This window comes from Pseudomonas sp. 13159349, from assembly GCF_013305685.1.
Lineage (GTDB): Bacteria > Pseudomonadota > Gammaproteobacteria > Pseudomonadales > Pseudomonadaceae > Aquipseudomonas > Aquipseudomonas asiatica.
In genome coordinates this window covers 3,481,827-3,504,445 of record NZ_CP045553.1, presented here as the reverse complement: position 1 = coordinate 3,504,445, position 22,619 = coordinate 3,481,827, and the positions used below count along the sequence as shown (strand labels likewise).

19 protein-coding genes are annotated in these 22,619 nt (G+C 65.4%); 9 read left to right on the top strand and 10 right to left on the bottom strand.

The genetic code is table 11. The annotated features are described in order from the left end of the window. Positions 1–120: 120 nt before the first annotated feature. Complete coding sequence (locus GEV38_RS16250) at positions 121–768, bottom strand: DUF1345 domain-containing protein (RefSeq protein ID WP_015270684.1); 648 nt, start codon at positions 766–768, stop codon at positions 121–123. Positions 769–1,069: 301 nt separating this feature from the next. Between GEV38_RS16250 and pgm the strand changes: the two genes are divergently transcribed. The 4 genes from pgm to GEV38_RS16230 all read left to right on the top strand — a co-directional run bounded on the left by pgm (position 1,070) and on the right by GEV38_RS16230 (position 6,711). Further along, positions 1,070–2,707, top strand: coding sequence for a phosphoglucomutase (alpha-D-glucose-1,6-bisphosphate-dependent) (pgm, locus tag GEV38_RS16245; protein ID WP_173895888.1), 1,638 nt, complete (start codon positions 1,070–1,072; stop codon positions 2,705–2,707). Between the two features lie 78 nt (positions 2,708–2,785). Further along, positions 2,786–3,298 carry a sigma-70 family RNA polymerase sigma factor gene (locus tag GEV38_RS16240; protein ID WP_015270682.1) on the top strand — a complete coding sequence of 171 codons (513 nt, stop codon included), beginning with the start codon at positions 2,786–2,788 and terminating at the stop codon, positions 3,296–3,298. Next, positions 3,295–4,239: a FecR domain-containing protein gene (locus GEV38_RS16235; protein ID WP_054573549.1), complete on the top strand. Its 945-nt coding sequence runs from the start codon at positions 3,295–3,297 to the stop codon at positions 4,237–4,239. The genes GEV38_RS16240 and GEV38_RS16235 overlap by 4 nt, the downstream gene beginning before the upstream one ends. Before the next feature lie 66 nt (positions 4,240–4,305). Then, positions 4,306–6,711 (top strand): TonB-dependent receptor, encoded by a 2,406-nt coding sequence (locus GEV38_RS16230; protein ID WP_173895886.1) that lies wholly within the window; start codon positions 4,306–4,308, stop codon positions 6,709–6,711. A gap of 100 nt (positions 6,712–6,811) precedes the next feature. On the opposite strand, the gene GEV38_RS16225 is transcribed toward GEV38_RS16230, so the two are convergent. Together GEV38_RS16225 and GEV38_RS16220 are read right to left on the bottom strand one after the other, a co-directional pair. Continuing rightward, positions 6,812–7,228: a RidA family protein gene (locus GEV38_RS16225; RefSeq protein ID WP_015270679.1), complete on the bottom strand. Its 417-nt coding sequence runs from the start codon at positions 7,226–7,228 to the stop codon at positions 6,812–6,814. Beyond that, on the bottom strand, positions 7,228–8,547 hold the full coding sequence (locus GEV38_RS16220; RefSeq protein ID WP_015270678.1) for an NAD(P)/FAD-dependent oxidoreductase: 1,320 nt from the start codon (positions 8,545–8,547) through the stop codon (positions 7,228–7,230). The genes GEV38_RS16225 and GEV38_RS16220 overlap by 1 nt, the downstream gene beginning before the upstream one ends. A gap of 373 nt (positions 8,548–8,920) precedes the next feature. On the opposite strand from GEV38_RS16220, the gene GEV38_RS16215 reads away from it, so the two are divergent. Beyond that, positions 8,921–9,598 (top strand): DUF1028 domain-containing protein, encoded by a 678-nt coding sequence (locus GEV38_RS16215; protein ID WP_013972966.1) that lies wholly within the window; start codon positions 8,921–8,923, stop codon positions 9,596–9,598. Then, positions 9,591–10,751, top strand: coding sequence for an acetylornithine deacetylase (gene argE, locus GEV38_RS16210; protein ID WP_173895884.1), 1,161 nt, complete (start codon positions 9,591–9,593; stop codon positions 10,749–10,751). Before GEV38_RS16215 ends, argE begins: the two co-directional genes overlap by 8 nt. 324 nt (positions 10,752–11,075) lie before the next feature. Here argE and GEV38_RS16205 read toward each other — a convergent pair whose 3' ends face one another. The 3 genes from GEV38_RS16205 to GEV38_RS16195 form a co-directional block, all read right to left on the bottom strand. Next, on the bottom strand, positions 11,076–12,344 hold the full coding sequence (locus tag GEV38_RS16205) for a carbohydrate porin (RefSeq protein ID WP_054573546.1): 1,269 nt from the start codon (positions 12,342–12,344) through the stop codon (positions 11,076–11,078). A 128-nt stretch (positions 12,345–12,472) separates the two neighbouring features. Further along, positions 12,473–14,890: a glucose/quinate/shikimate family membrane-bound PQQ-dependent dehydrogenase gene (locus tag GEV38_RS16200; RefSeq protein ID WP_173895883.1), complete on the bottom strand. Its 2,418-nt coding sequence runs from the start codon at positions 14,888–14,890 to the stop codon at positions 12,473–12,475. 334 nt (positions 14,891–15,224) lie between these two features. Further along, the gene (locus GEV38_RS16195) at positions 15,225–15,575 is read right to left on the bottom strand and encodes a cupin (RefSeq protein ID WP_015270673.1); all 351 of its coding nucleotides are present in this window, start codon (positions 15,573–15,575) and stop codon (positions 15,225–15,227) included. 117 nt (positions 15,576–15,692) lie between these two features. Between GEV38_RS16195 and GEV38_RS16190 the strand changes: the two genes are divergently transcribed. After that, positions 15,693–16,598: a LysR family transcriptional regulator gene (locus tag GEV38_RS16190; protein WP_054573545.1), complete on the top strand. Its 906-nt coding sequence runs from the start codon at positions 15,693–15,695 to the stop codon at positions 16,596–16,598. Between the two features lie 105 nt (positions 16,599–16,703). Further along, positions 16,704–17,903 carry an MFS transporter gene (locus tag GEV38_RS16185; RefSeq protein WP_054573544.1) on the top strand — a complete coding sequence of 400 codons (1,200 nt, stop codon included), beginning with the start codon at positions 16,704–16,706 and terminating at the stop codon, positions 17,901–17,903. A gap of 170 nt (positions 17,904–18,073) precedes the next feature. On the opposite strand, the gene GEV38_RS16180 is transcribed toward GEV38_RS16185, so the two are convergent. Next, the gene (locus tag GEV38_RS16180) at positions 18,074–18,685 is read right to left on the bottom strand and encodes a LysE family translocator (RefSeq protein ID WP_004376275.1); all 612 of its coding nucleotides are present in this window, start codon (positions 18,683–18,685) and stop codon (positions 18,074–18,076) included. A gap of 106 nt (positions 18,686–18,791) precedes the next feature. Between GEV38_RS16180 and GEV38_RS16175 the strand changes: the two genes are divergently transcribed. After that, on the top strand, positions 18,792–19,766 hold the full coding sequence (locus GEV38_RS16175) for a GlxA family transcriptional regulator (RefSeq protein WP_015270670.1): 975 nt from the start codon (positions 18,792–18,794) through the stop codon (positions 19,764–19,766). A 151-nt stretch (positions 19,767–19,917) separates the two neighbouring features. On the opposite strand, the gene GEV38_RS16170 is transcribed toward GEV38_RS16175, so the two are convergent. The 3 genes from GEV38_RS16170 to GEV38_RS16160 all read right to left on the bottom strand — a co-directional run bounded on the left by GEV38_RS16170 (position 19,918) and on the right by GEV38_RS16160 (position 22,553). Next, positions 19,918–20,769 (bottom strand): CAP domain-containing protein, encoded by an 852-nt coding sequence (locus GEV38_RS16170; protein WP_015270669.1) that lies wholly within the window; start codon positions 20,767–20,769, stop codon positions 19,918–19,920. 219 nt (positions 20,770–20,988) lie between these two features. After that, on the bottom strand, positions 20,989–21,600 hold the full coding sequence (locus GEV38_RS16165) for a cell wall hydrolase (protein ID WP_015270668.1): 612 nt from the start codon (positions 21,598–21,600) through the stop codon (positions 20,989–20,991). A 35-nt stretch (positions 21,601–21,635) separates the two neighbouring features. Further along, a complete protein-coding gene (locus GEV38_RS16160) occupies positions 21,636–22,553 on the bottom strand; it encodes an AEC family transporter (RefSeq protein WP_013972955.1) in 918 nt (305 codons plus the stop codon). Between the last annotated feature and the right edge of the window lie 66 nt (positions 22,554–22,619).

Genomic DNA, 22,619 nt, shown 5'->3' with positions numbered 1-22,619 from the left:
CGGCATTTTGCGCAGGCCCGCAAGGCAAACGTTTTCCTGGCATGTTGACGGCAGATAACCCGCCAGGTGCTGCCAATTTGATCGAATTTGCCGCGCGATGTTTTCGGACGAGCGGTGTGATCAGCCGAGCAACCCGGCAGCGATGTTGATGGTGAATCCCAGGATCGCCGTGTTGAATACGAACCCCACTAGTGAATGTGCCAGCACTACCCGCCGCAACTCCCGCCCGGCGATGCCCACGTCGGAGGTTTGTACCGCCACGCTGATGGTGAACGAGAAGTAGTGGAAGTCCCAGTAATCGGGGTTGCGTTCGCCATCGGCGAAGCGCAGCGGCGGTTCGTGGTTTTGTCCGGTATAGAACAGCCGCGCATAGTGCAGGCTGAAAATGCAGCCGATCAACAGCCAGGAGCCGGCCACGGTCAGGCCGGTGTAGAGGTAGTGCACGACCAGCGCCGTGCCTTGCAGGCCACGGCTGGACACCAGTTGCAGGGTGACGGCGGCGAGGCTGGCGATGGCGGCGATGCACACGGTGAGCAGGACCAGGCCGGCGTTTTCGTCTTCGACGCGGGCGACCTTGCGTACCTTTTCCGCATTGGCGCTCAAGGTCAGGTAGAGCACCAGCAGCAGGTACAGCCATACGCCAAGGTTCCAACCGGCGAGGATGTGCTGCACGCTGTCGCTGGCGGGGATCAGCCAGGCGCCGAGCAGGCCGACCAAAGTGGCGATGCTCAGGCGCGGGTGGGTGTGGGTCAGGCGGTGGAAAGCCATGGGGTCTCTTTTGCAGGGTGCATGGCTTTTACTCTAGACCGTCATGAGGCAGATGAGCGGCATGCGCGGTCCATGTAGGAGCGGCCTTGTGCCGCGAAAGGGCCGCAAAGCGGCCCCGACAATTCCTGGAGGTGCGAAGATCCTGGGGGCGCTTCGCACCCCTATCGCGACACAAGGCCGCTCCTACAAAAAGCGGGCTACGTGGCCTGATGTTTCTTTGCTGCCGCCCATCGCACGGCATTGCAACTCTCAGTACACTGCACGCTCCAACACCAACATCCGTTGAACTCGAGGTTTCTGCATGACGCTCAGTCCTTTGGCAGGCAAGCCGGCTCCGGCCAGCGTGCTGGTCGATATTCCCCGACTGCTCACCGCCTACTACACCGGCCGCCCCGACGCTGCCGTGGCGGCCCAGCGGGTGGCCTTCGGCACCTCTGGGCACCGGGGCACTTCGCTTGAATTGAGTTTCAACGAGTACCACATTCTGGCCATTACCCAGGCCATCTGCCTGTATCGCCAGGAGAAGGGCATCGATGGCCCGTTGTTCATCGGCGCCGACACCCACGCACTGTCGGCACCGGCTACCGCCAGCGCCCTGGAAGTGCTGGCTGCCAATGGCGTGCAGGTAATGCTGTCCAAGGACGACGAATACACGCCAACACCAGCGGTTTCCCATGCCATCCTCTGCCATAACCGTGGCCGCGAGCAGGGCCTGGCCGACGGCATCGTCATCACCCCGTCGCACAACCCGCCGCAAAGCGGTGGCTTCAAATACAACCCGCCCAATGGCGGCCCGGCCGACAGTGACGTGACCAAGTGGATCGAGGCCAAGGCCAACGAACTGCTGGCTGCTGACCTGGCGGGCGTCAAGCGCATGGACCATGCCCAGGCGCTGCAGGCATCCACCACCCAGCGTCACGACTACGTGAGCAACTACGTGGCCGACCTGGAAAACGTCATCGACTTCGACGTCATCCGCGCTGCCAAGCTGCGCCTGGGCGTCGACCCGCTGGGCGGGGCAGGGGTGCGCTACTGGTCGGCGATCGCCAAGCATTACCAGCTCGACCTGGAAGTGGTGAACACCGAGGTCGACCCGACCTTCCGCTTCATGACTGTCGACTGGGACGGCCAGATCCGCATGGACCCGTCTTCGCCCTATGCCATGCAGGGCCTGATCGGCCTGCGCGAACGCTTCGACGTGGCCTTCGCCTGCGACCCGGACCACGATCGCCATGGCATCGTCACCCCCGATGGCCTGCTGCAGCCGAACAACTACCTGGCCGTGGCCATCGACTACCTGTACCGCCACCGCCAGCAATGGCGCAGCGATGCCGCCGTCGGCAAGACCGTGGTGTCCAGTGGCCTGATCGATCGCGTCACCCAGCGCCTGGGCCGTGAACTGTACGAAGTACCGGTGGGCTTCAAGTTCTTCGCCCAGGGCCTGTTCGACGGCACGCTGGGCTTTGGTGGCGAGGAAAGTGCGGGGGCTTCGTTCCTGCGCCGCGATGGCTCGGTCTGGGCCACCGACAAGGACGGGCTGATCCCGGCCTTGCTGGCTGCCGAGATGACCGCCCGCACCGGGCGCAACCCGAGCCAGGCCTACGCCGACCTGACCGAGGCGCTGGGCAAGCCGTTCGCCACCCGTGTCGAAGCCAAGGCCGATGCCCGGCAGAAGGCTTTGCTGAGCAAGCTGGCGCCGGAGCAGGTGAAGTCGACCGAGCTGGCGGGTGAGCCGATCGTGCAGATCCTCAGCCATGCGCCGGGCAACGGCCAGGCGATCGGCGGGCTGAAGGTGATGACCGCCAATGGCTGGTTCGCCGCACGCCCGTCGGGCACCGAGGATATCTACAAGATCTACGCCGAAAGCTTCATCGACGAGGCGCACCTGCAGCGCCTGGTGCAGGAAGCGCAAGTGCTGGTGGATGCGGCGATTGCCTGACTGGTAACAAACCGCTTGGTTCTGTGGTGCGCTGTAAATTAGAATTAATCTTATTTACACCACCGCAGGGCCTTCCCCATGATCGACGCCGCGCCGCCACCGGAGCATAGCCTGCCTGCCCTGTACCGGGAACACCGCGGTTGGCTGGAAACCTGGCTGCGGCGGCGCATGGGCAATGCCTGGGATGCCGCCGACCTCAGCCAGGATACCTTCCTGCGTATCCTGGCCAGCGCCCAGCCGCTGGCAGACATTCGCGAACCGCGTGCCTACCTGCTGACCGTGGGCAAGCGCCTGCTGAGCAACTTCCACCAGCGGCGTAGCCTGGAACAAGCCTACCTCGATGCACTGGCGCAGTTGCCCGAGCAGCATGTGCCCTCGCCAGAGCAGCGTTGGGTACTGCTGGAAACCCTGCAAGCCCTCGACGAGTTGCTCGACGGCCTCAAGGTGCCGGTACGCAAGGCCTTTCTCTGGAGCCAGCTGGAGGGCCTGGGCTATGCCGAGATCGGCAAGCGCCTGGGCGTTTGCGAGCGCTCGGTCAAACGCTACATGGCGCAGGCCTACGAGCATTGCCTGCTGGCCGAACTGCAATGACCAGCCATTCCCCCGAAACCCGCGAGGCACTGCAGGCCGCCGCGCGCTGGCTGGCACTGGTGGACTCTGGCGCTGCCAGCGAGGGTGACCTGCAGCGCCTGGAACAATGGCGCACCAGCAGCACCTTGCACGAACACGCCTGGCAAAAGGCACTGCTGTTGCGCCAGCGCTTTTCCGCGCTACCCGGCGCATTGGCCATGTCCACCCTGGACCGCCCGGATAGCGGCCGCCGGGCGCTGCTCAAGCAGGCCCTGGGCGTGGCTGCATTGTTGCCGGCGGCCTGGCTGGCAAGCCGCGAACTGCCGCTGGAGGCCTGGGCCGCCGACATGCGCACCGCGGTCGGGGAGCGCCGGCAGGTGCTGCTGAGCGATGGCACATTCGTGCAGTTGAACACCGACAGTGCGGTGGATATCGACCTGGGCGCGCGTCGCCTGACATTGCTGCGTGGCGAAGTGGCAGTCAGGTTGCCCGGCAACCTGAGCCTGACGTTGCAGGTGCCCTATGGCCAGGTCGCGCTGGATGCTGGCGAGGTGTGCTTGCGCCTGGTCGATCAGGCTTGCCGGGTATCGGTGCTCAAGGGCGCGGCCAACCTGCAGCCGCGGCAAGGCCCGGCGCTGCTGCTGCAGGCCGGGCAGCAGGCCAGCCTGCAAGTGGCCGGGGTTGGCCCTGTCACCGGCCTGGACGCATGGCTGCTGGGCTGGCGCGAAGGGGTACTGCGGCTGGAGGATCGCCCCTTGGGCGAGCTGCTGCACGAGCTGCGCAGGTACCGCCCCGGCGTGCTGCGCTGGGCGCCCGAACTGGAGGCCCTGCGCGTGACCGGTACGTTCCGCCTCGACGACACCGACCGGGTGCTGGCCTTGCTCGCCGCCAGCCTGCCGTTGCAGGTGCACACGCGCACGCGTTACTGGGTGAGCCTGGCCGCGCGGGAAAATCGCGCATGAGGCTGTCCCCTTTTTTTCGCTCACCGGTCATTACCGGTAGGAGCAAATAAAGGGGAGCCTTGTTCAATGCCTGTTGTCATGTCCAGCCGCCTGCGCCCACTGGCGCGTGCGGCACATCCGTTGTTCGCCATGAGCCTGTTGTTGTGTACACCGGCCTGGGCCGATGAACCTGCCCGGCGCAGCTATCAGGTGCCAGCCGCCAGCCTGGGTGCGGCACTTACCCAGTTTGCCGACCAGGCCGGGGTCAGCCTGTCGCTGGACCCGGCGCTGGTCAACGGCCGGCAGAGCAATGGCCTGTCCGGCAGCTACAGCGTCGACGAAGGCTTCACCCAGCTGCTGCGCGGCAGCGGCCTGCAGTTGCTGCCGGTGGGCGAGGGCGCTTTCACATTGATGCCGGCACCCCAGGCGGGTGGTGCGCTTGAAATCGCCCCGACCAGCATCGTCGGTGGCCTGGCCGCAGGCAACGAAACGCAACCCTATGCCGGTGGCCAGGTGGCCCGTCAGGGTTCACAGGGCCTGCTCGGCACGCGCGACTTCATGGAAACCCCGTTCAGCATCACCAGCTACACCAGCGAACTGGTGAAGAACCAGCAGGCGCGAACCTTGGGCGAGCTGATCGCCAGCGACCCATCGGTACGCGCCACCAACCCGGCGGGTGGGCGCTTCGAGCAGTTCACCATTCGCGGCTTCAGCCTGTTCAACAGTGATGTGGCCTACAACGGCCTGTACGGCATCCTGCCGACCTACTCGATCGACATGGAAATGGCTGACCGGGTCGACATCATCAAAGGCCCCAGCCAGCTGATCAACGGCATTTCGCCGCGAGGCAGTGTCGGCGGCGGCATCAATGTGCAGCCCAAGCGAGCCGGCGACCAGCCGCTCACCGAGTTTACCGGCAGCTATGCCTCGGCCGGCCAGGCAGGCGGTGCGGTGGACGTTGGTCGGCGCTTTGGCGAAGGCCAGCAGTTCGGCGTGCGCTTCAATGGCGTGAAACAGGCGGGCGATACCGAATGGGACCACCAGCGAGTCGAACGTGAAATGGCGGTGTTGGGCCTGGACTTTCGTGGCGAGCGCCTGCGGCTTTCGGCGGACCTTGGCCATACCGAGCGCGATACCGATGCACCGCAGGAGCGGCTGCTGGTCGGTGCCAATGCCAAGGTGCCGGATGCCAACGACGTACGCCACAATTACGCCCAGGCCTGGAGCAAGGCGCGCACCAACGACACCTTCGGTGCGCTGCATGCCGAGTACGATATCAGCGAGTCGCTGCTGGCCTATGGCGCGGTCGGCGCGCGCAAGAGCAACCATGACTTCCTGCGCCACAACGTGTCGATCAGCAACGATGCCGGCGACTTCACCGTGCAGCCGCGCGACTTCACCCGGGATGAAACCGTGCGTACCGCCATGGCCGGCGTGCGCAACTGGTTCCATACCGGGCCGGTCAGCCACGAGCTGAACCTGGCCGCCACCTACTTCTACATGGACTTCACCAACGGCGGCGCCCGCTATGCCTCGGCGCCCAGCAACCTCTACCACCCGGTGGCCACGCCGACACCGGGCACGCCAACCCGCATCGATCCTGAGGTGTACACGGAAAACCGCTTTTCCGGCGTGGCCCTGGCCGACACCCTGGGCTTCTTCGACGACCGCCTGCTGCTGACCCTTGGGGCGCGCTGGCAGCGGGTGCAGGTGGATGACTGGAGCGACGGCATCAAGGGGGATACCGCCTACGATGAAGAGAAGGTGTCGCCCTCGGGCGGCGTGCTGCTCAAGGTTACCGACCAGCTGTCGTTGTATGCCAACTACATGGAGGGCCTGAGCCAGGGCAAGATTGCGCCGTCGACATCGGTCAACGAAGACCAGATCTTCCCGCCGTTCACCAGCCGCCAGGTCGAGGTGGGGGCCAAGTACGACCTGGGCCAGGTCGCCTTTACCGCCAGTGCCTTCCGCATCCGCCAGCCCGCCTATGAAACCAACCCCATATCGCGGGTGTTCGGCCCCAATGGCAAGCGCGACAACCGCGGTATCGAACTGAGCGTGTTCGGCGAGCCCGTGCAAGGCGTGCGTGTGCTGGGCGGGGTGATGTATATCGACAGCGAACTGACCGACACCATCGGTGGCGCCTACGATGGCAACCGCGCGCCGGCCACGCCCGAGTACAACGTCAACCTCGGCGCAGAATGGCATGTGCCTGGGGTGAACGGCCTGACCCTGACGGCGCGGGGCATCCACTCGAGCTCGCAGTACCTGGACCAGAACAACAGCAAGCAGATCGACGGCTGGGAGCGTTATGACGTGGGCGCGCGTTATGCGTTCAAGGTGAATTCCGCCCAGGTTACATTGCGTGCCAGTGTCGAGAACGTGCTGGACGACCGCTACTGGAGTTCGGCCGGGGCCTCGGATGACAGCGAGCCGGGGCTGACGCTGTCTACGCCGCGTACCTACCTGCTGTCGGCGACAGTGGGTTTCTAGCCCATTTTAAAAGTGGGTGCGTTCCGTTGCGCATCAATCCTGGGGCCGCGTTGCGGCCCTTTCGCGACACAAGGCCGCTCCTACAGGTTGAACCGATCGGTCAGACCGAATCAGGCACCACGGCGATCACATCGATCTCCATCAGCCACTCGGCCTGGGCCAACCCGGCCACCACTAGCCCGGTGGAAATCGGGAACACGCCCTTGAGCCACTTGCCTACCTCCTTGTACACCGGCTCGCGGAAGCGCGGGTCGGTGATGTAGGTGGTGGTCTTGACGATGTGCGACAGGTCCGAGCCGGCTTCTTCGAGCAGTTGCTTGACGTTCTTCATTGCCTGTTCGGCCTGCGCCCGTGGGTCACCCAGGCCCACCAGGTTGCCTTCGAAGTCGGTGCCGACCTGGCCGCGCACGTAGATGGTGTTGCCGGCGCGCACCGCCTGGCACAGGTCGTTGTCCAGGGTCTGGTTGGGGTAGGTGGCCTTGGTGTTGAACATGCGGATGCGGGTATGAGTAGGCATCAGTGGGCTCCGAGGGTGCTGACGTTGCTGATCTTGGGTTGCTGCTGCTCATCCGCTGCGCGTTGTTCGCGGTCGCGGTAGGCGGCATAGGTGCGTTGCGTGGCGATGTGGCCGGCGACGTGCTTGGCGTCGTGCCACACGCCCCAGATGAACGACGAGCCACGACGCGACAGCCACGGCAGGCCAAGGAAGTACACACCCGGCTCGCGGGCCACGCCGCGTTGGTGCTGGGGCTTGCCGTTGGCGTCGAAGGTGTCTACCTGCAGCCAGCTGAAGTCGACACCGTAACCGGTGGCCCAGATGATGCTGGTGACGCCGGCCTTGGCCAGGTCCAGTTGCTGCAGCGGGTTGCGCATGCACTCAGGGTCGGCCAGGCGTTTGCGGGCTTCGGGCTCTTCCGGCAGGTCCAGGCCGTTGCGTTCGATGTAGGCATCGGCGGCATCCAGCAGGGCCAGGTAGTTTTCGTCGCCGCGGTTGATGTTCTCGACCAGGTTGTCCTGGAAGCGCGCCACGCCGTTCTCGAACGACTGGGTCAGGCCGACCAGGGTCATGCCCTGGTGGGCGAGGGCGCGGAAGTCCACGGTGTGGCCGCCACGGGCGCCACTGACGGCAATGGTCACGTGCTCGCGGCCAGGCTTGGCGATTTCCGCATCCCACTCACCCAGCACGCCCAGCCACCAGCAGAAGTCGCGGTTGCGGTAAGCGCGTGGCGGGCGATCGTGGGCGCCGACCGAGAGGTACACCTGGCGCCCGGCACGCATCAGTTCTTCGGCGATCTGCACGCCGGAGGAGCCGGCGCCGACCACCAGCACAGCGCCTTCTGGCAACTGCTCGGGGTTGTAATAGGCCGCGGAGTGGATCTGGTGCAGGTTGCTGTCTTTCGGCGCGATGGCCGGGATTACCGGTTTCTGGAACGGGCCGGTGGCGGCGACCACGCGGTTGGCGCGAATCACGCCTTCATTGGTTTCGATGGTAAAACCGGGGCGGTCGCTGTTGCGCAGCACTTTCTTCACTTCGATGCCGGTGCGTACGGGCAGGTTGTACTTGCGTACGTACTGCTCGAAGTAGTCGGCCACCTGGTCCTTGCCGGCGAAGGCGTCGGCGTCGAGGTTGAATTCCAGCCCCGGGAAGCGGTCGTGCCAGACCGGGCCGTTGGCCACCAGCGAGTCCCAGCGACCGGTGCGCCAGGCCTCGGCGATACGCTTGCGCTCCAGCACCAGGTGCGGCACGCCAAGCTTGCTCAGGTGTTCGCTCATGGCCACGCCGGCCTGGCCGGCGCCGACGACGAGGGTGTCGATTTCGAGGTTGTTCAGTGTCATGTCCGAGCCCTTGTTCAGGCGGTTTTTGTCAGGTCGGTTTGGAGGACCGCCGTTGCCTGGGGCCAGACTAGGGATGCTGTGGAAATGGCGAAAATAGTATTTAGCTGGGGCTTGCCGATAAAACGGCGAAGGCCCTGGATTCTGTGGCTTGCGAGTTGGACGCCAAGGGACCGCGCGCGCTGTGCCGACAGGAATAATTGGCCCGAAACAGATGTAGGAGCAGCCTTGTGCTGCGAAGCGCCGCGCGGGCGGCGCTCGATCTCAGCCAGAGCAAAGTTTTTTCCTGCCTAACCCCTCGGAAAAAGGTCGTTTCGCCGGCCGAAAGGTTCAACCCAGAATGCCGTGTATCGCACAGCACAACAGGAACCATGACATGACTTTTTCCATCATCGGTCGTTGCCAGGAAACCGGCCAGGTCGGTATCGCCATCAGCTCTTCGAGCATCGCCGTGGGCGCCCGCTGCCCGTGGGTACGTGCCGGTGTGGGCGCGGTCGCCACCCAGAACATCACCTTGCCAGCGCTGGGCCCGCAGATTCTCGATGCCCTGGAACAGGGCCAGTTGCCGCCTGCCGCTGCGCTGGACCGGGTGCTGAGCGCCAACGGCTGGAGCGAGTATCGCCAGCTCACGGTGATCGACAGCCATGGCCAGGTCGCGCTGTTCACTGGCAAGGAAGCCCTGGGCACCCACCACGCCGTGGCCGGTGAGCAATGTGCGGCGGCAGGCAACCTGTTGGCCTCGACCCAGGTGATCGAGGCGATGGTGCAGGCCTTTGAACAAGCCGGCGGGCATCTGGCCGACCGCCTGCTGGCGGCCATGCACGCGGCGATGGCCGCAGGTGGCGAGGCGGGGCCTGTGCACTCGGCGGCGTTGAAGATTGCCGGCGAACTGACCTGGCCACTGGTGGACCTGCGTGTGGACTGGGCCGAAGCAGACCCGATCGGTGTGCTCGATGGCCTGTGGCAGGCATATCGGCCGCAGATGCAGGACTACGTCACCCGCGCCCTCAACCCGACTGCCGCGCCAAGCTACGGGGTGCCGGGCGATGAGTGAATTTGCCAGTCGCGCGCTGCTGGCCAGGCTGATCGGCTTTGCCACGGTCAGCCGGGATTCCAACCTCGAACTGATCAGCTTCATCCGCGACTACCTGGCCGAGCTGGGGGTGGAAAGCGAACTGTTCCATAACCCGGAAGGTACCAAGGCCAACCTGTTCGCCACCATCGGCCCCCGGGATGTTGGCGGCGTGGTGTTGTCCGGGCATACCGATGTGGTGCCGGTGGACGGCCAGGCCTGGACAGTCGAGCCGTTTGCCCTGAGTGAACGCGACGGGCGCCTGTACGGCCGCGGCACGGCCGACATGAAGGGTTTCATCGCTTCGGTGCTGGCGGCTGTACCCGCGTTTCTCGCCCAGCCGTTGCGCATGCCGGTGCACCTGGCGTTCTCCTACGACGAGGAAGTCGGCTGCCTGGGGGTGCGCTCGATGCTGGCCGCGCTCGAGCAGCGCCCGCACAAGCCACGGTTGTGCCTGATTGGCGAACCCACCGAACTCAAGCCGGTGCTGGGGCACAAGGGCAAGCTGGCGATGCGTTGCCAGGTACATGGCGCGGCCTGCCACTCGGCGTACGCGCCGTATGGGGTAAATGCCATCGAGTATGCGGCGAAGCTGATCGGCAAGCTGGGTGATATCGGTGATGCCCTGGCGTTGCCGGAGCATCACGACGAGCGCTTCGACCCACCGTTCTCCACTGTGCAGACCGGTGTGATCAAAGGGGGCAGGGCGCTGAACATCGTGCCGGCGGAATGCGAATTCGATTTCGAAGTACGGGCTTTGCCGGGGTTCGAGGCGCAGGCAGTGGCCGACCAGCTGCAAACCTATGCCGAGGCCGAACTGCTGCCGCGCATGCGCAAGGTCAATGCCGCCAGCGCCATTCGCCTGCAGCCGTTGAGTGCATATCCGGGGCTGGCCACGCCAGCGGATAGCGAGGCGGCTCGCCTGCTGGCGTTGCTCAGTGGTTCGGATGAGTTCGGTACGGTGGCGTTCGGTACCGAAGGTGGGCTGTTCGACCAGGCGGGCATCCCGACTGTGGTGTGTGGGCCTGGGAGCATGGACCAGGGGCACAAGCCGGATGAGTTCGTCAGTGTCGAGCAGTTGCGGGGGTGTGATGCCATGTTGCTGAGGTTGGTGGATTACCTCAGGCAGGGTTGATTGCGCTGGCCTCTTCGCGGGCACGCCCGCTCCCACAGGTACAGCACCGCCAGGCCAGCCGGTGATATACCTGTGGGAGATTGCCCAGCCCTTTGGGCTGCGCTTTCGCGCAGAGAACCAATATCGCTCGTCTGACGCGTCCTTTGTAGGAGCAGCCTTGTGCTGCGAAGAGGCCGGTACAGCCAATAGACAGGCTTTGTCAGCCCCGGCCTCTTCGCAGCACAAGGCTGCTCCTACAGAACCTCGCCGAACCAATGAGTCATGTGTTGTTCTATGAGCGCGGGCGTGCCCGCGAAGGGCTGCAGAGCAGCCCCAGTCAAGGTTTCAGAAGGTAGCCTTGACCTGCAGGCCAACCACCAGCGCGTTGTCGATGTCCTTCCCGGAGAACGCGCCCGGCTCGATGATGTACTGCACATCCGGGCGCAGATTCAGCCACGGCGTGGCCTGGTAGCCATAGCTCAGCTCGACCAGCTGCTCGGCGCTGTCGATATCGGGGAACTGCTGCCCGGCATCGAACGCGGCATCTTCCAGCACCTCGCGGCTACGCGGGTTGGGTACGGCACGGCCATAGCCCAGGGCCACAGTATCCTTCGCGCGGCCTGCGAACGGCTTGTACAGCACCACGCCGGCGCCATACCACTTGGTGAATGGCGATGCGGCCTTGCTCGACGCCGAGTACTGGCCGAAGGCATGCAGGCTGCGGCCCGGCAAGCCCTGGTCGTTCCACACGGCCTGGTCGACCAGCAGATAGTGGCCGCCGCGGCCGGACACTTCCTCGTCGCTGCCGATGCGCTTCACATCGGAGCTGTCGTAGTAGTAGCCCAGTTTGTACTCGCCAGGCAGCTCGCCCTGCAGCTTGTACACCAGCTCTACCGGTACCACGGTGCCGGTGGTGTGCTTGGGGCCCAGGTGCCAGGCGCGGCTGGAGTTGCCGTTGCTTTCCGGGTCGACGTTGAACGCCGCCACACGCAACTGCCAGGACGGCGACAGGTCGTACTTCACCCGCACGCCCAGGTGGGCATTGGGGTAATTGGTCCAGCCACTGCCGCCAGACATGTTCAGCGGGTGGCCGCAGAAGCCGGCGTTCATGAAGTTGCACAGGATGCCACTGTCCAGGCCGCCGAGGTCGTTGCCCATGGCCATGTAGCCGAGCTTGACGTTGAGCGCCGGGGTGAACAGGGTACGCTCGTAGCTCAGCTCGGTCAGGCGGGTGTACAGGCCACCGAAGTTTTCCTGGATCGGCAGGCGGTTGCCCACCAGGTCTTCCGAGGCGCTGTTGCCGCGGCGGTCGTTGATGGTCAGCTGGACCTTGCCGCCGTTGTCCAGGCCATACAGTTTCGACAGGTCGAACTGCACGCCCAGTTTCAGGTTTTGCGAGTAGCGCGCCGAGCGGTGCAGGCCACCGTGGGCGTTGTAGGCGGTTTCGCCGCTGTAGTCGCCGGTGAACCTGACGCCGTCTTCTTCCAGTTGGTGACGCAGGCCGCCCCAGTCACCGGTCATGGTGCTGCGGGTCATCAGGTCGCCGCCGGCCAGGGCGGTGCTGCTGGCGAGGGCCAGCAGCAGGGTGGGGGTGATGCGAATTGCGGATGGCATTGCTGAATCTCGTATTCTTTTCTGGGGCCTGTTCGCGGGCAAGCCCGCTCCCACAGGATGATCACTGCCCAAGCGGACGGTGCAGTCCCTGTGGGAGCGGGCGTGCCCGCGAAGAAGGCGACGCGGTCTTACGGCAGAGCGTAAGAAATCACGTAGTCGCCACGGTCAGTCGACTGGCGCGCGCCGCCAGCCGTGACCACCACGTACTGCTTGCCGGTTTTCGGCGAAACGTAGGTCATCGGGCCGCCCTGGCTGCCCACTGGCAGGCGAGCCTTCCAGATTTCGTTGCCGTTGCTGCTGTCGTAGGCGCGCAGGTAGAAGTCCTGGGTGCCGGCGATGAACACCAGGCCGCCCTGGGTGGACAGGGTGCCGCCGAGGGTCGGCAGGCCGATCTTGATAGGCAGGTGCATGCGGATGCCGAGCGGGCCGGTGTCCTCGACGGTACCCACAGGTACCTGCCACGCCACCTGGCGGGTCTTCATGTCGATGGCGGTCAGGGTGCCGAATGGCGGCGCTTGGCACGGGATGCCGGCCACCGACAGGAAGCGGTTCTTGTTCACTGCATACGGGGTGCCCTTGAGCGGTACTGCACCCATGCCGGTGTTCAGCGCTTCGCCACCGGAAGCGGCACCGCCCTTGTTCTGCGACGGGATCATCTGGATCCACAGGCCCAGGCGCATGTCGTTGACGAAGATGAACCCATGTACCGGGTCGGTGGAAATGCTGCCCCAGTTCATGCCACCCAGCGAACCCGGGAAGCTCAGCGACAGGTCGGTGCCCGGGGCGGTGTACAGGCCGTCGTAGCGCATTTTCTTGAAGTCGATGCGGCACAGCAGCTGGTCGTACGGGGTTGCGCCCCACATGTCCGATTCGGTCAGGGTCTGCGCGCCGATCTGCGGCATGCCCACCGACTTCGGCTGGGTTGGCGAGTACGGCTCGTTGGGAATGTTGCTTGGCTTGACCGGTACTTCGTCGACCTGGGTCAGTGGCTTGCCGGTGGCGCGGTCGAGCACGTAGATCTGCCCGGCCTTGGTGCCGATTACCACTGCAGGTACCGACTGGCCGTCGTCCTTGGTGAAATCGATCAGGCTCGGCTGCATCGGCAGGTCGAAGTCCCACAGGTCGTTGTGCACGGTCTGGAACACCCACTTCTGGTTGCCGGTGGTGGCGTCCAGCGCCAGTACCGAAGCGCCATAGGTGTGGTCCAGCTTGCTGCGTTCGACACCGTAGATGTCGGTGGACGACGAGCCCATCGGCAGGAACACGGTATTCATCGCCGGGTCGTAGGACATCGGGGCCCAGCTGTTGGGGGTGCTGCGCACATAGGTGCTGTCGCCCTGCGGTGCCTGGCGATCTTCCGGGTTGCCGGGGTCGAAGGCCCAGCGCATTTCACCCGTGATCACGTCGAAACCACGGATCACGCCGCCTGGCATGTCGGTCTGGACGTTGTCGGCGACGCGGCCGCCGACCACCACGGTGGTACCGGCCATCAGTGGGGCCGAGGACAGCTGGTAGTAGGAGTCCGGCACATCGCCCAGGCCGGCCTTGAGGTCGACCTGGCCGTTGTTGCCGAAGCCCTGGCAGAACTCGCCGGTGTCGGCGTCGACGGCAATCAGGCGGCCATCGATGGTGTTGGTCAGCAGGCGACGCTGGCAGTTGGCACCGGCCGGTACGCTGGCCGCGGTGATTGGCGAGCTGTTCGGCTGGGTCGGCTGGGCGATGGCGGCAGTGGCGTCGAAGTAGGCCATGCCACGGCAACGCTGCCAGACCTTGGACTGGGCGTTGATCGCGTTCTTCCACAGCTCTTTGCCGGTGTCGGCATCAAGGGCGATCAGGTTGTTGTGCGGGGTGCAGATGAACACCTTGTTGCCGACCTGCAGCGGGGTCAGCTGGTCTTCGGCGCCGTTGCCGTCGCTGAGCGCCACGTCACCGGTGCGGTAGGTCCAGGCCACTTTCAGCTTGTTGACGTTGTCGCGGTTGATCTGGTCCAGCGCGGCGAAGCGGCTGCCACCTTCGGTGTTGCCGTAGTGAGCCCAGTCCTTCTGCGCCTTGCCGGCCTCGACCGGGGTCATGCCCGGGCCTTTGCCGGTGGGGGCGACGCTTGGGTGGGCGACGAACATGTTGCCGGCGGCGACCACCAGCAGCACGGCCATCACCCCGGCAACGCCATAGGCACCGCGGCCGGCGCTGGTGCCATTGGCACGGGCCAGCAGCGGGTAGACCAGTGCCACCACCATGCCGATTGCGCCGAACATGAACAGGCGCGAGAACAGCGGCCAGAACACCAGGCCTGCGTCGATCAGCGCCCAGATGGCAGTGCCGACCAGGAACGCCGCGTACAGCCAGGCGCCAGCCGGCTTGCGGCGAGCGATGAGAACGCCGGCGATGGCCATGGCCAGGCCGCCGATCAGGAAGTACCAGGAACCGCCCAGGCCGGCCAGCTTGACGCCGCCCGCAGCCAGGAGGAGGCCGAGCAGGGCGATGATCACGCCCAGGCCGACCGGGATGATGTTTGTGGCGCCAGAGGCGCGCGGTGTTTCTTTCATGCCAGGGATCTCAGCAGGTGGAATGCGCGCAGTGTAATCTCTTAGCTTGCTAATTAACAAGTTGGTACATAATTTTGTGGGGCGGATTGTCGCAGGGCTGAACTCTGCAAGGTGTGGCTAAAAGTCTAGATCATGCGATTAAAATTGCATTCTACGAGGTGTTCGTGCTGATTCATGTAGCGGGCACTCAGGCTATGCTTGAGTGTGAAGGTCGGCGGTGTGCTCTGTGTAGGAGCAACCTTGTGCTGCGAAGAGGCCGCTACGAGTGCAGCGGGTGTGTCGGCAGGACTGGCCCCTTCGCAGCACAAGGCTGCTCCTACAGGCGGCCACCGTTTCATGTCGGCCACGGAGTGCCGCTGCTGTAGAACACCGCGAGCCAGATGGTGGCGGTGCCGGGGGCGGTCCATTCCACGCGGTGGCGGTAATGCGGCGGGATGTCCAGGCAATCGCCCGGCGCCAGCAGGCGGGTATGGCTCTCGTGCTCGAAGCGCAGGCCGGCGGCGCCACTGAGCAGCACGATCCATTCGCCCTCGGCCTGGTCGTACCAGAAACCGGGCGGGCTGGCCTGGCCGCTGGAAACGATACGCTCAACACGCACACCTGGGCGGCTGAGCAGTTGGTCGACCCGTTCGGAGCTGGTGGGGTCGCAAGGGGGCAGGGCAGTCAGCAGGTTGGTCGGGATCATGGAAAACCTCGCTTGTAAGGGGGTAGTTCCACTATGGACGCAATTGCCGCGCGCCGCGCTTCTTGACCGGCCCCGCTGTTTGTAAGAACTTTCCGGGATTTGGAAGACGGGCAACAAATGGACAAACTCCTGGCGATGAAAATGTTCGTGGCCACCGTCGATGCCCAAGGCTTTTCTGCCGCCGCACGCCAGCTTGGGCTGGCGACATCGTCGGTGACGCGCCTGGTCGATGCCCTGGAAGCGGCGTTGGGCGCCACCTTGCTCAACCGCTCCACGCGCCAGGTCAGCCTGACCGAGGCCGGCGCCCGCTATTACGAGCGCGCGCGGGGTATTTTCGAGGCCCTGGACGAGGCCGATGCCAGTGTCGCCGACCGGGGTGAAGAACCGGTTGGCGTGCTGCGCCTGTGCTTGCCGGTGGAGTTCGGCAGGCGGGTCATCGCCCCGCACCTGGGGCCGTTCCTGGCGCAACATCCGGCTCTGGAGCTGGACATCGACCTCAGCGACCGCCTGGATGACCTGCTTGACGGGCGCTATGACCTGTCGATCCGCCTGGGCGACCCCTCGCCCAATGACGAGCTGGTATGCCGCCAGCTGGGTCGCTTCCAGCGTTGGCTGGTGGCCAGCCCGGGCTACCTGGCCGGGCGTGACCCGCTGGAGCATCCGCGGCAGCTGCTCGAGCACGCCTGCCTGCGCTTTCGCTACGGGCAGAAAGGCCGCCCCTGGCGCCTGGCCCGTGGGCAGGACAGTCTGGAACTGGACGTGAGCGGGCCGTTGCGCAGCGCCAATGCCGACATGCTGCGCGAAACCGCGCTGGCGGGCAGCGGCATCGCGCTGCTGGCCGACTGGCTGGTGCGTGAGGATGTGGCGGCCGGGCGCCTGCAGCGGCTGTTCCCCGATTGGCAGGCCAGCCCTGGCGCGGCCAATGACAGCATCAACGCCCTGTACCTGCCCAACCATCGTGGTTCGCGGCGGGTGAACGCCTTTATCGACTTTTGCGAAAATTTGCTGCAGCGCAGCACCTAGTGTTGCGCAGTGCGCAAAGCCCTGTTGCGCCAGCGCTGGATTCTCGCCAGGAGTGCGTCTGGGTAAGGTGGCCGGCATATTCCAGCCATCGCCGAGGACACTCGCATGAATCCCTCCCTTGCCGCCGCGCAGCCTGCCGCCACCGGCCTCAGCCGGGCCCTGGTCGCCCTGCTGGCGTTCTGCTGCGGCGCGATCGTCGCCAATATCTACTACGCCCAGCCCATCGTCGGCCTGATCGCCCCGGACCTGGGGCTGTCCACCGAGCATGCCAGCCTCATCGTTTCGCTCACGCAGCTTGGCTATGCCTTGGGCCTGCTGTTGCTGGTACCGCTGGCCGACCTGTTGGAAAACCGCCGCTTGATGGTGGCTACCGCCGTGCTGGCCTGCGTCAGCCTGCTGCTGGCGGGCACCAGCAGCAGCGGCCAGGGCCAGCTGTTCCTCGGCTATGCACTGCTGATCGGTTTCAGTTCCGTGGCGGTGCAGATGCTCATTCCGCTGGCGGCGCACCTGGCGCCGGAGCAGCAGCGTGGGCGGGTGGTCGGCAACATCATGGGCGGCCTGCTGCTGGGTATCCTGCTGGCGCGGCCGTTGTCCAGCCTGGTGGCCGACTACTTCGGCTGGCGTGCGGTGTTCATTGGCGCTGCCGGGGTGATGCTGGCGATCATCCTGCTGCTGGCCCTGACCTTGCCGCGGCGGGTGCCCGAGCACAAGGCCAGCTATGCCGGGCTGATGCTGTCGCTGCTCACGCTGCTGCGCCGTTATCCCTTGCTGCGCCAGCGCTCGCTGTACCAGGCGTTGATGTTCGCGGCGTTCAGCCTGTACTGGACGGCGGCGCCGATGGCCCTGGCAACCGAGCATGGCCTGTCGCAGAGCCAGATCGCGGTATTCGCCCTGGTGGGCGCGGTAGGCGCCGTCGCCGCACCCATGGCCGGCCGCCTGGCCGATGCCGGGCATGCCCGGGCCGGTTCGCTGTTGGCGTTGTTACTGGCACCGGTGGCACTGTTGCTGGGGCTGACCGTGCCGGGCTACAGCGTGATCGGCCTGGGGCTGACTGGCGTGCTGCTGGATTTTGCGGTGCAGATGAACATGGTCATCGGCCAGCGTGAAGTGTACGCGCTGGACCCGGCCAGCCGCGGGCGGCTGAACGCGGTGTACATGACCAGCATCTTCCTGGGTGGGGCGCTGGGTTCGGCGGTGGCCAGTGCGGTGTTCAGCCAGTTCGGCTGGCAGGGTGTGGCGCTGGTGGGGGCGGGGTTGCCGGGCGTGGCCTTGATCATCTTCCTGGCCAAAGCGCGCCGGGGTTGAATGCGAGCCCACAGGTTGTCGCGATCCCTGTAGGAGCGGCCTTGTGTCGCGATGGGGCGCGCAGCGGCCCCGGGATATCGGCTTCGCTGCTGATATTGCCGGGGCTGCGTTGCAGCCCTTTCGCGACACAAGGCCGCTCCTACAGGGATCGCGACAGCCTTTGCGTAGTGCTACCGCCCAAGCGGCAACGCCACACCAATCAAGGCAAACAGGCTGCCGCAGCAGCGGTTGAAGCCCTTGCCGCCCTTGGCCAGCCATGGCCGGATGCGAAACGCCAGGCGTGCCAACAGGTATTCGACCAGGAACTCGACACTGGCAAAGGTCGCCGCCATCACCACGAACTGCAGCAGCAACCCACGCTGCGGGTCGATGAACTGCGGCAGGAAAGCGCCGTAGAACAGCAGCACCTTGGGGTTGGCCATGGCCGACAGCAGGCCCTGGCGGAACAGGCCGGCATTGCCCAGCCGCGCACTTTGCGCGGTCAGTTCCAGGTGCAGGCCCGGGCTGCGCCACAGCTGGATACCCAGCCAGACCAGATAGGCGCCACCCACCCACTTGAGCACGCTCAGCACCGAGGCCGAGGCCTGCAGCAATGCGCTGAGGCCGAACATGGCCAAGGCAATCAGGGCGCTGAAGCCAAACACCCCGCCGATGATGGTGAACAACGTCCGGCGTGCGCCATACAGGGCGCCGTGGGTCAGGGCCAGCAGGCTGTTGGGGCCTGGGGTCAGCGACAGGCCGATGCTCGCCAGCAGGTAGATGAGCCAGGTGTCGAGTGCCATGGTGGGGAATGCCTTGTTGATGGAGAGGGCGCCAGTCTATGGCGCCGATCTTGTCGGGCAAGGGTATGATCCGGACATTGAATGGTCGTTTCTGGACGCGAAGCCAATGCAGCCCGATATCCGCTTGCTGATCTTGCCGTTACCGGATTTTGCCCTGCTGCCGTTCGGTGCCTTTCTCGACAAGTTGCGTTTCAGCGCCGACGACGAGGACTACAGCCAGCAGCGCTACTGCAGCTGGACCGTGGCAGGGCTGACACTCGACCCGGTGCCTTCGAGCAGTGGCGCGGTGGTGCAGGTCGAGGCCGTCGCTGGCCAGCTCGAGCTGGCCAGTTTCGACTACCTGGTGGTGTTCGGCGGGCGCAACGCGATGGCCACTGCCGCGCTGGCGCCTCGCTACCGGGCCTTGCTGAGGCAGGCTGGCAAGGCTGGCGTCAAGCTGGTTGGGGTCGACAATGGCGCCTTCCTGTTGGCCGCCTGCGGGTTGCTGCAGGGGCACAAGGTGGTGGTGCACTGGCGACACGAAGCCGAATTCCGTGCGGCCTTCCCGCATTTGCAGGTGCTGAGTGAGCAGCTGTATTGCATCGACGGTAGCCGCATCACCTGCGCCGGCGGCACCGCGGCCATCGACCTGGCCGTCGCGCTGTTGTCACGCGCCTGCGGGAGGGCCAGGGCGCTGAAGGGCCTGGCCGACATGCTGGTGGATGAAACCCGCGATAGCCGCCATGCCTTGCGCTCGTTGGAGCTGGGGGCCGGGCAGGGGCGGCAGGTGCAGCGTGCGCAGGCGTTGATGCGTCATCACCTGGGTACGCCGTTGACCGCGGAGCAGTTGGCGGCTGAGCTGGGCATCAGCCGGCGCCAGCTGGACCGGCAGTTTCACGCCAGCCATGGCATGAGCGCCAAGGCCTGGTGGCTGGAGATGCGCCTGCAACAGGCGCGCTGGCGTTTGCTCAATTCCAGCCACAGCCTGGCGCAGATTGCCGATGAAGTGGGCCTGGGCGATGCCAGTTACCTGGGCAAGTGCGTGCGGCGACGGTTTGGTTGCACGGCCCAAGCGTTGCGTGACCGCAATATCTCGCCCTGAAGCCCGGCGCGCACTCTGTAGGAGCGGCCTTGTGTCGCGAAAGGGCCGCAAAGCGGCCCCGGCAATTTTGTGGCGATGCCGATATCCTGGGGGCGCTTCGCACCCCTTTCGCGACACAAGGCCGCTCCTACATAAAGCGCGTCAGCCGGGCTTACTGCGGCGTCCCGAACAACCCCGTCCAGTAAATCCCCGCATCACTCTTCGGGTCCACTGCATACGCAGCGCCCAGCTCGCGGAAGTCCGGGTTCATCAGCGTCGCGCAATGCCCCGGGCTATCCAGCCAGCCATCGACCACCTTGCGCGCGGTGTCACGCCCGGCGGCGATGTTTTCGCCGATCTGCTGGTACAGGTAACCGGCCAACTCTGCCCGGTCCCCGGGGGTGCGGCCATCCTTGTCGATGTGGTCGAAGAAATTCTGGTTGGCCATGGCCCGGGTGTGGTTGGCGGCAACCCCGGCCAGCACCGTGCTCCAGCTCAACGCAGGGGCGGCGGCGAAGGGCTGGCCACCGCATTGGCGCGGTACCTTGCGCGCGGCATTGATCTCCTGCAGCACCTTCTGTCCCTCGGCCTGCCAGTCGCCCAGGCGGCCACTGAGCAGCGGCCGGGCCAGCACGATGCGCCAGTCGCGGCCTTCCTGGCTGACGCCGATATCGACGAACTGCGGGTCGAGCACCACCTGGCAGAAGCTCTCTTCGATGGCATGCATGGCAGCGCGCGCATCACGTGGCCCCGACAGGCTGATGGCCTGCACGTTGACCATCGGGTAGGCGGCGCGGGTCATGGCTTGCTGCAGGTCGCGGGTGCCCTCTGGCGACAGTGCCAGGCGGGTATCGCTGTTGAGCGGCGGCAGTTCCAACGACGCTTCGCCACCGCAGGGCTGGGCCTTGCTGCGGTAGGCATTGATCGAATCGATCAGTTGCGCTTCTTCGCCGGTGGCAGCCATGGCCCCGGCCGAGACGACCAGGCCCAGCGACAAGGCGGCAACGGATGACAGGACGCGCATGTGGATCTCCCTATGACTGGCAGCGTCGTGGTTCGCGCTGCTCATCCTACACAAGCCCGGGGCTTTTGGCCCGGGCTCGTGCGAAGCAATGAAAACGCCAACATTCTTTGCTGGCGGCAAAAGAGGGAGTAGACCACTGTTCATCTGAAAAGTGCGAATAGTTGGTAATCATTCCTATCGAACCACGCTGTCTGCCGGTTTGCTGGCGCCCGGCGGCTATCAGCGCGCCACCGCCTGGTTCGGTTTGTAGAACAGAAAATGCCTGGTCTGCGCCGTCCGGCGGTAGGCTTTGGCCCAGTCCGGGCGCACGTTGCGGTCATGGAAGTACAAGGCACCCCCGGTGCGGTCTCTCAATTGCTGGTTGAGCGCCTTGCGCGCGATTTCCTTGGCAATGTCGTAGCGTTGCGCTTCTTCGACCTGGTCCGGGCGCCCGTCGCACCACCAGGAGAACTGGCAGGCCTTGCTTTCTACCCCCTGCTTGACCACGCCGCAGATGGTATCCGGGAAGCCATCGTGGCCCAGGCGGTTGAGCACGACGTTGGCCACGGCGGCCATGTCTTCGGCGTCCGCACCCTTGGCCTCCCAGTAGATGGTGCGGGCCAGGCAGGTGATGCTGTCATCCAGCGGCGCCTGGCCGGCCGGGTCCACTGCCTGTGCTTCGCCCGGTGTGAGGGTTTCGGCCTTTTTCGGGGGTGGTGTGTCATTCACCACTTTTTCCTCGAGCACCTCGGCCTTGTCCTCGGCGACGGCAGCCTTGGCCGGGTCGGCCGCGTGCAAGGGGCCTGCGAGCAGGGCCGAAACCAGGCCGATCACCATCCACGAAAGGCGCATGATGCAAGCTCCCGAACTGTGGGCTGGTTCACAGTCTAGCCAAGCGCAAGCATCAGCACCAAAGGCAGGGTGGCGGCAGCCAACACGGTCTGCAGGGCGATGATGGTGGCCATCAGCGGTGCGTTACCGCCCATTTGCCGGGCCATCACATAGGAAGATGACGCGGTCGGCAGTGCCTGGAACAGCACCGCCACCACCGCTGCCTGGCCACCCAGGCCAAGCAGGCGGCACAAGCCCCAGGTGGTCAACGGCATGACCAGGAACTTGAATGCCGACGCCGCCATCAGCGGGCGCACCTGCTGGCCCAGGCGGGCGCCACCCAGGGCTGCGCCGACGCACAGCAGGCCCAGCGGCAGGGCGGCCTGGCCCAGGGCCTTGACCGTGGGTTCGATACCCGCTGGCAAGCCCAGCCCACTGGCGCGCAGCAGCAATCCGCCGGCGCAACCGACGATCAAGGGGTTGGCGAAGATGGCCCGCAACACCGTGGCCGGTGAGCTATGGCGGGCGCTGAAGCGGGCGAAAACCAGCACACAAAGCAGGTTGACCAGTGGCACGATGGCGGCGTTGGCCACCGCTGCCAGGGCAATGCCGGCGCTGCCGTAGATACCCGCTGCAAGGGTGGCGCCGATGTAGTTGTTGAAGCGGATGCCGCCCTGGAACACCGAGGTGAAGTCGGCACCGTCGTGGTTCATGGCGCCCTGGTACAGCACCAGCAGCACGGCCCCGGCCAGGGTCGAGAGCATCAGCACGCCAACCATGCCCAGCACCGGCACGCCATCGAGGTTGGCGGTGGCCAGGCCATGGAGAAACAGCGACGGCAGCAGTACGTAATAGCTCAGGCGCTCGGCGCCGGGCCAGAAGTTATCGGCGAGAAAGCCGCGCAGGCGCAGGAAAGTGCCCAGGGCAATCAGCAGGATGATCGGCAGCAGGGTAGTCAGCAGCAGGTGGAGCATGATCGACGTTCCGTGGTCGGGTACGGAGCACAGACTACGGGTGCGGATCGATCTGTAAAAACGTTG

Bases quoted from the DNA above. Each gene is read 5' to 3' on its own strand.
- GEV38_RS16200 (WP_173895883.1), bottom strand. From the start codon at position 14,890: ATGAAAGAAACACCGCGCGCCTCTGGCGCCACAAACATCATCCCGGTC.
- GEV38_RS16235 (WP_054573549.1), top strand. From the start codon at position 3,295: ATGACCAGCCATTCCCCCGAAACCCGCGAGGCACTGCAGGCCGCCGCG.
- GEV38_RS16170 (WP_015270669.1), bottom strand. From the start codon at position 20,769: ATGCGCGTCCTGTCATCCGTTGCCGCCTTGTCGCTGGGCCTGGTCGTC.
- GEV38_RS16180 (WP_004376275.1), bottom strand. From the start codon at position 18,685: ATGGCACTCGACACCTGGCTCATCTACCTGCTGGCGAGCATCGGCCTG.
- GEV38_RS16195 (WP_015270673.1), bottom strand. From the start codon at position 15,575: ATGATCCCGACCAACCTGCTGACTGCCCTGCCCCCTTGCGACCCCACC.
- GEV38_RS16220 (WP_015270678.1), bottom strand. From the start codon at position 8,547: ATGACACTGAACAACCTCGAAATCGACACCCTCGTCGTCGGCGCCGGC.
- GEV38_RS16240 (WP_015270682.1), top strand. From the start codon at position 2,786: ATGATCGACGCCGCGCCGCCACCGGAGCATAGCCTGCCTGCCCTGTAC.
- argE (WP_173895884.1), top strand. From the start codon at position 9,591: ATGAGTGAATTTGCCAGTCGCGCGCTGCTGGCCAGGCTGATCGGCTTT.
- GEV38_RS16215 (WP_013972966.1), top strand. From the start codon at position 8,921: ATGACTTTTTCCATCATCGGTCGTTGCCAGGAAACCGGCCAGGTCGGT.
- GEV38_RS16225 (WP_015270679.1), bottom strand. From the start codon at position 7,228: ATGCCTACTCATACCCGCATCCGCATGTTCAACACCAAGGCCACCTAC.
- pgm (WP_173895888.1), top strand. From the start codon at position 1,070: ATGACGCTCAGTCCTTTGGCAGGCAAGCCGGCTCCGGCCAGCGTGCTG.
- GEV38_RS16185 (WP_054573544.1), top strand. From the start codon at position 16,704: ATGAATCCCTCCCTTGCCGCCGCGCAGCCTGCCGCCACCGGCCTCAGC.
- GEV38_RS16250 (WP_015270684.1), bottom strand. From the start codon at position 768: ATGGCTTTCCACCGCCTGACCCACACCCACCCGCGCCTGAGCATCGCC.
- GEV38_RS16205 (WP_054573546.1), bottom strand. From the start codon at position 12,344: ATGCCATCCGCAATTCGCATCACCCCCACCCTGCTGCTGGCCCTCGCC.
- GEV38_RS16165 (WP_015270668.1), bottom strand. From the start codon at position 21,600: ATGCGCCTTTCGTGGATGGTGATCGGCCTGGTTTCGGCCCTGCTCGCA.
- GEV38_RS16190 (WP_054573545.1), top strand. From the start codon at position 15,693: ATGGACAAACTCCTGGCGATGAAAATGTTCGTGGCCACCGTCGATGCC.
- GEV38_RS16160 (WP_013972955.1), bottom strand. From the start codon at position 22,553: ATGCTCCACCTGCTGCTGACTACCCTGCTGCCGATCATCCTGCTGATT.
- GEV38_RS16175 (WP_015270670.1), top strand. From the start codon at position 18,792: ATGCAGCCCGATATCCGCTTGCTGATCTTGCCGTTACCGGATTTTGCC.
- GEV38_RS16230 (WP_173895886.1), top strand. From the start codon at position 4,306: ATGCCTGTTGTCATGTCCAGCCGCCTGCGCCCACTGGCGCGTGCGGCA.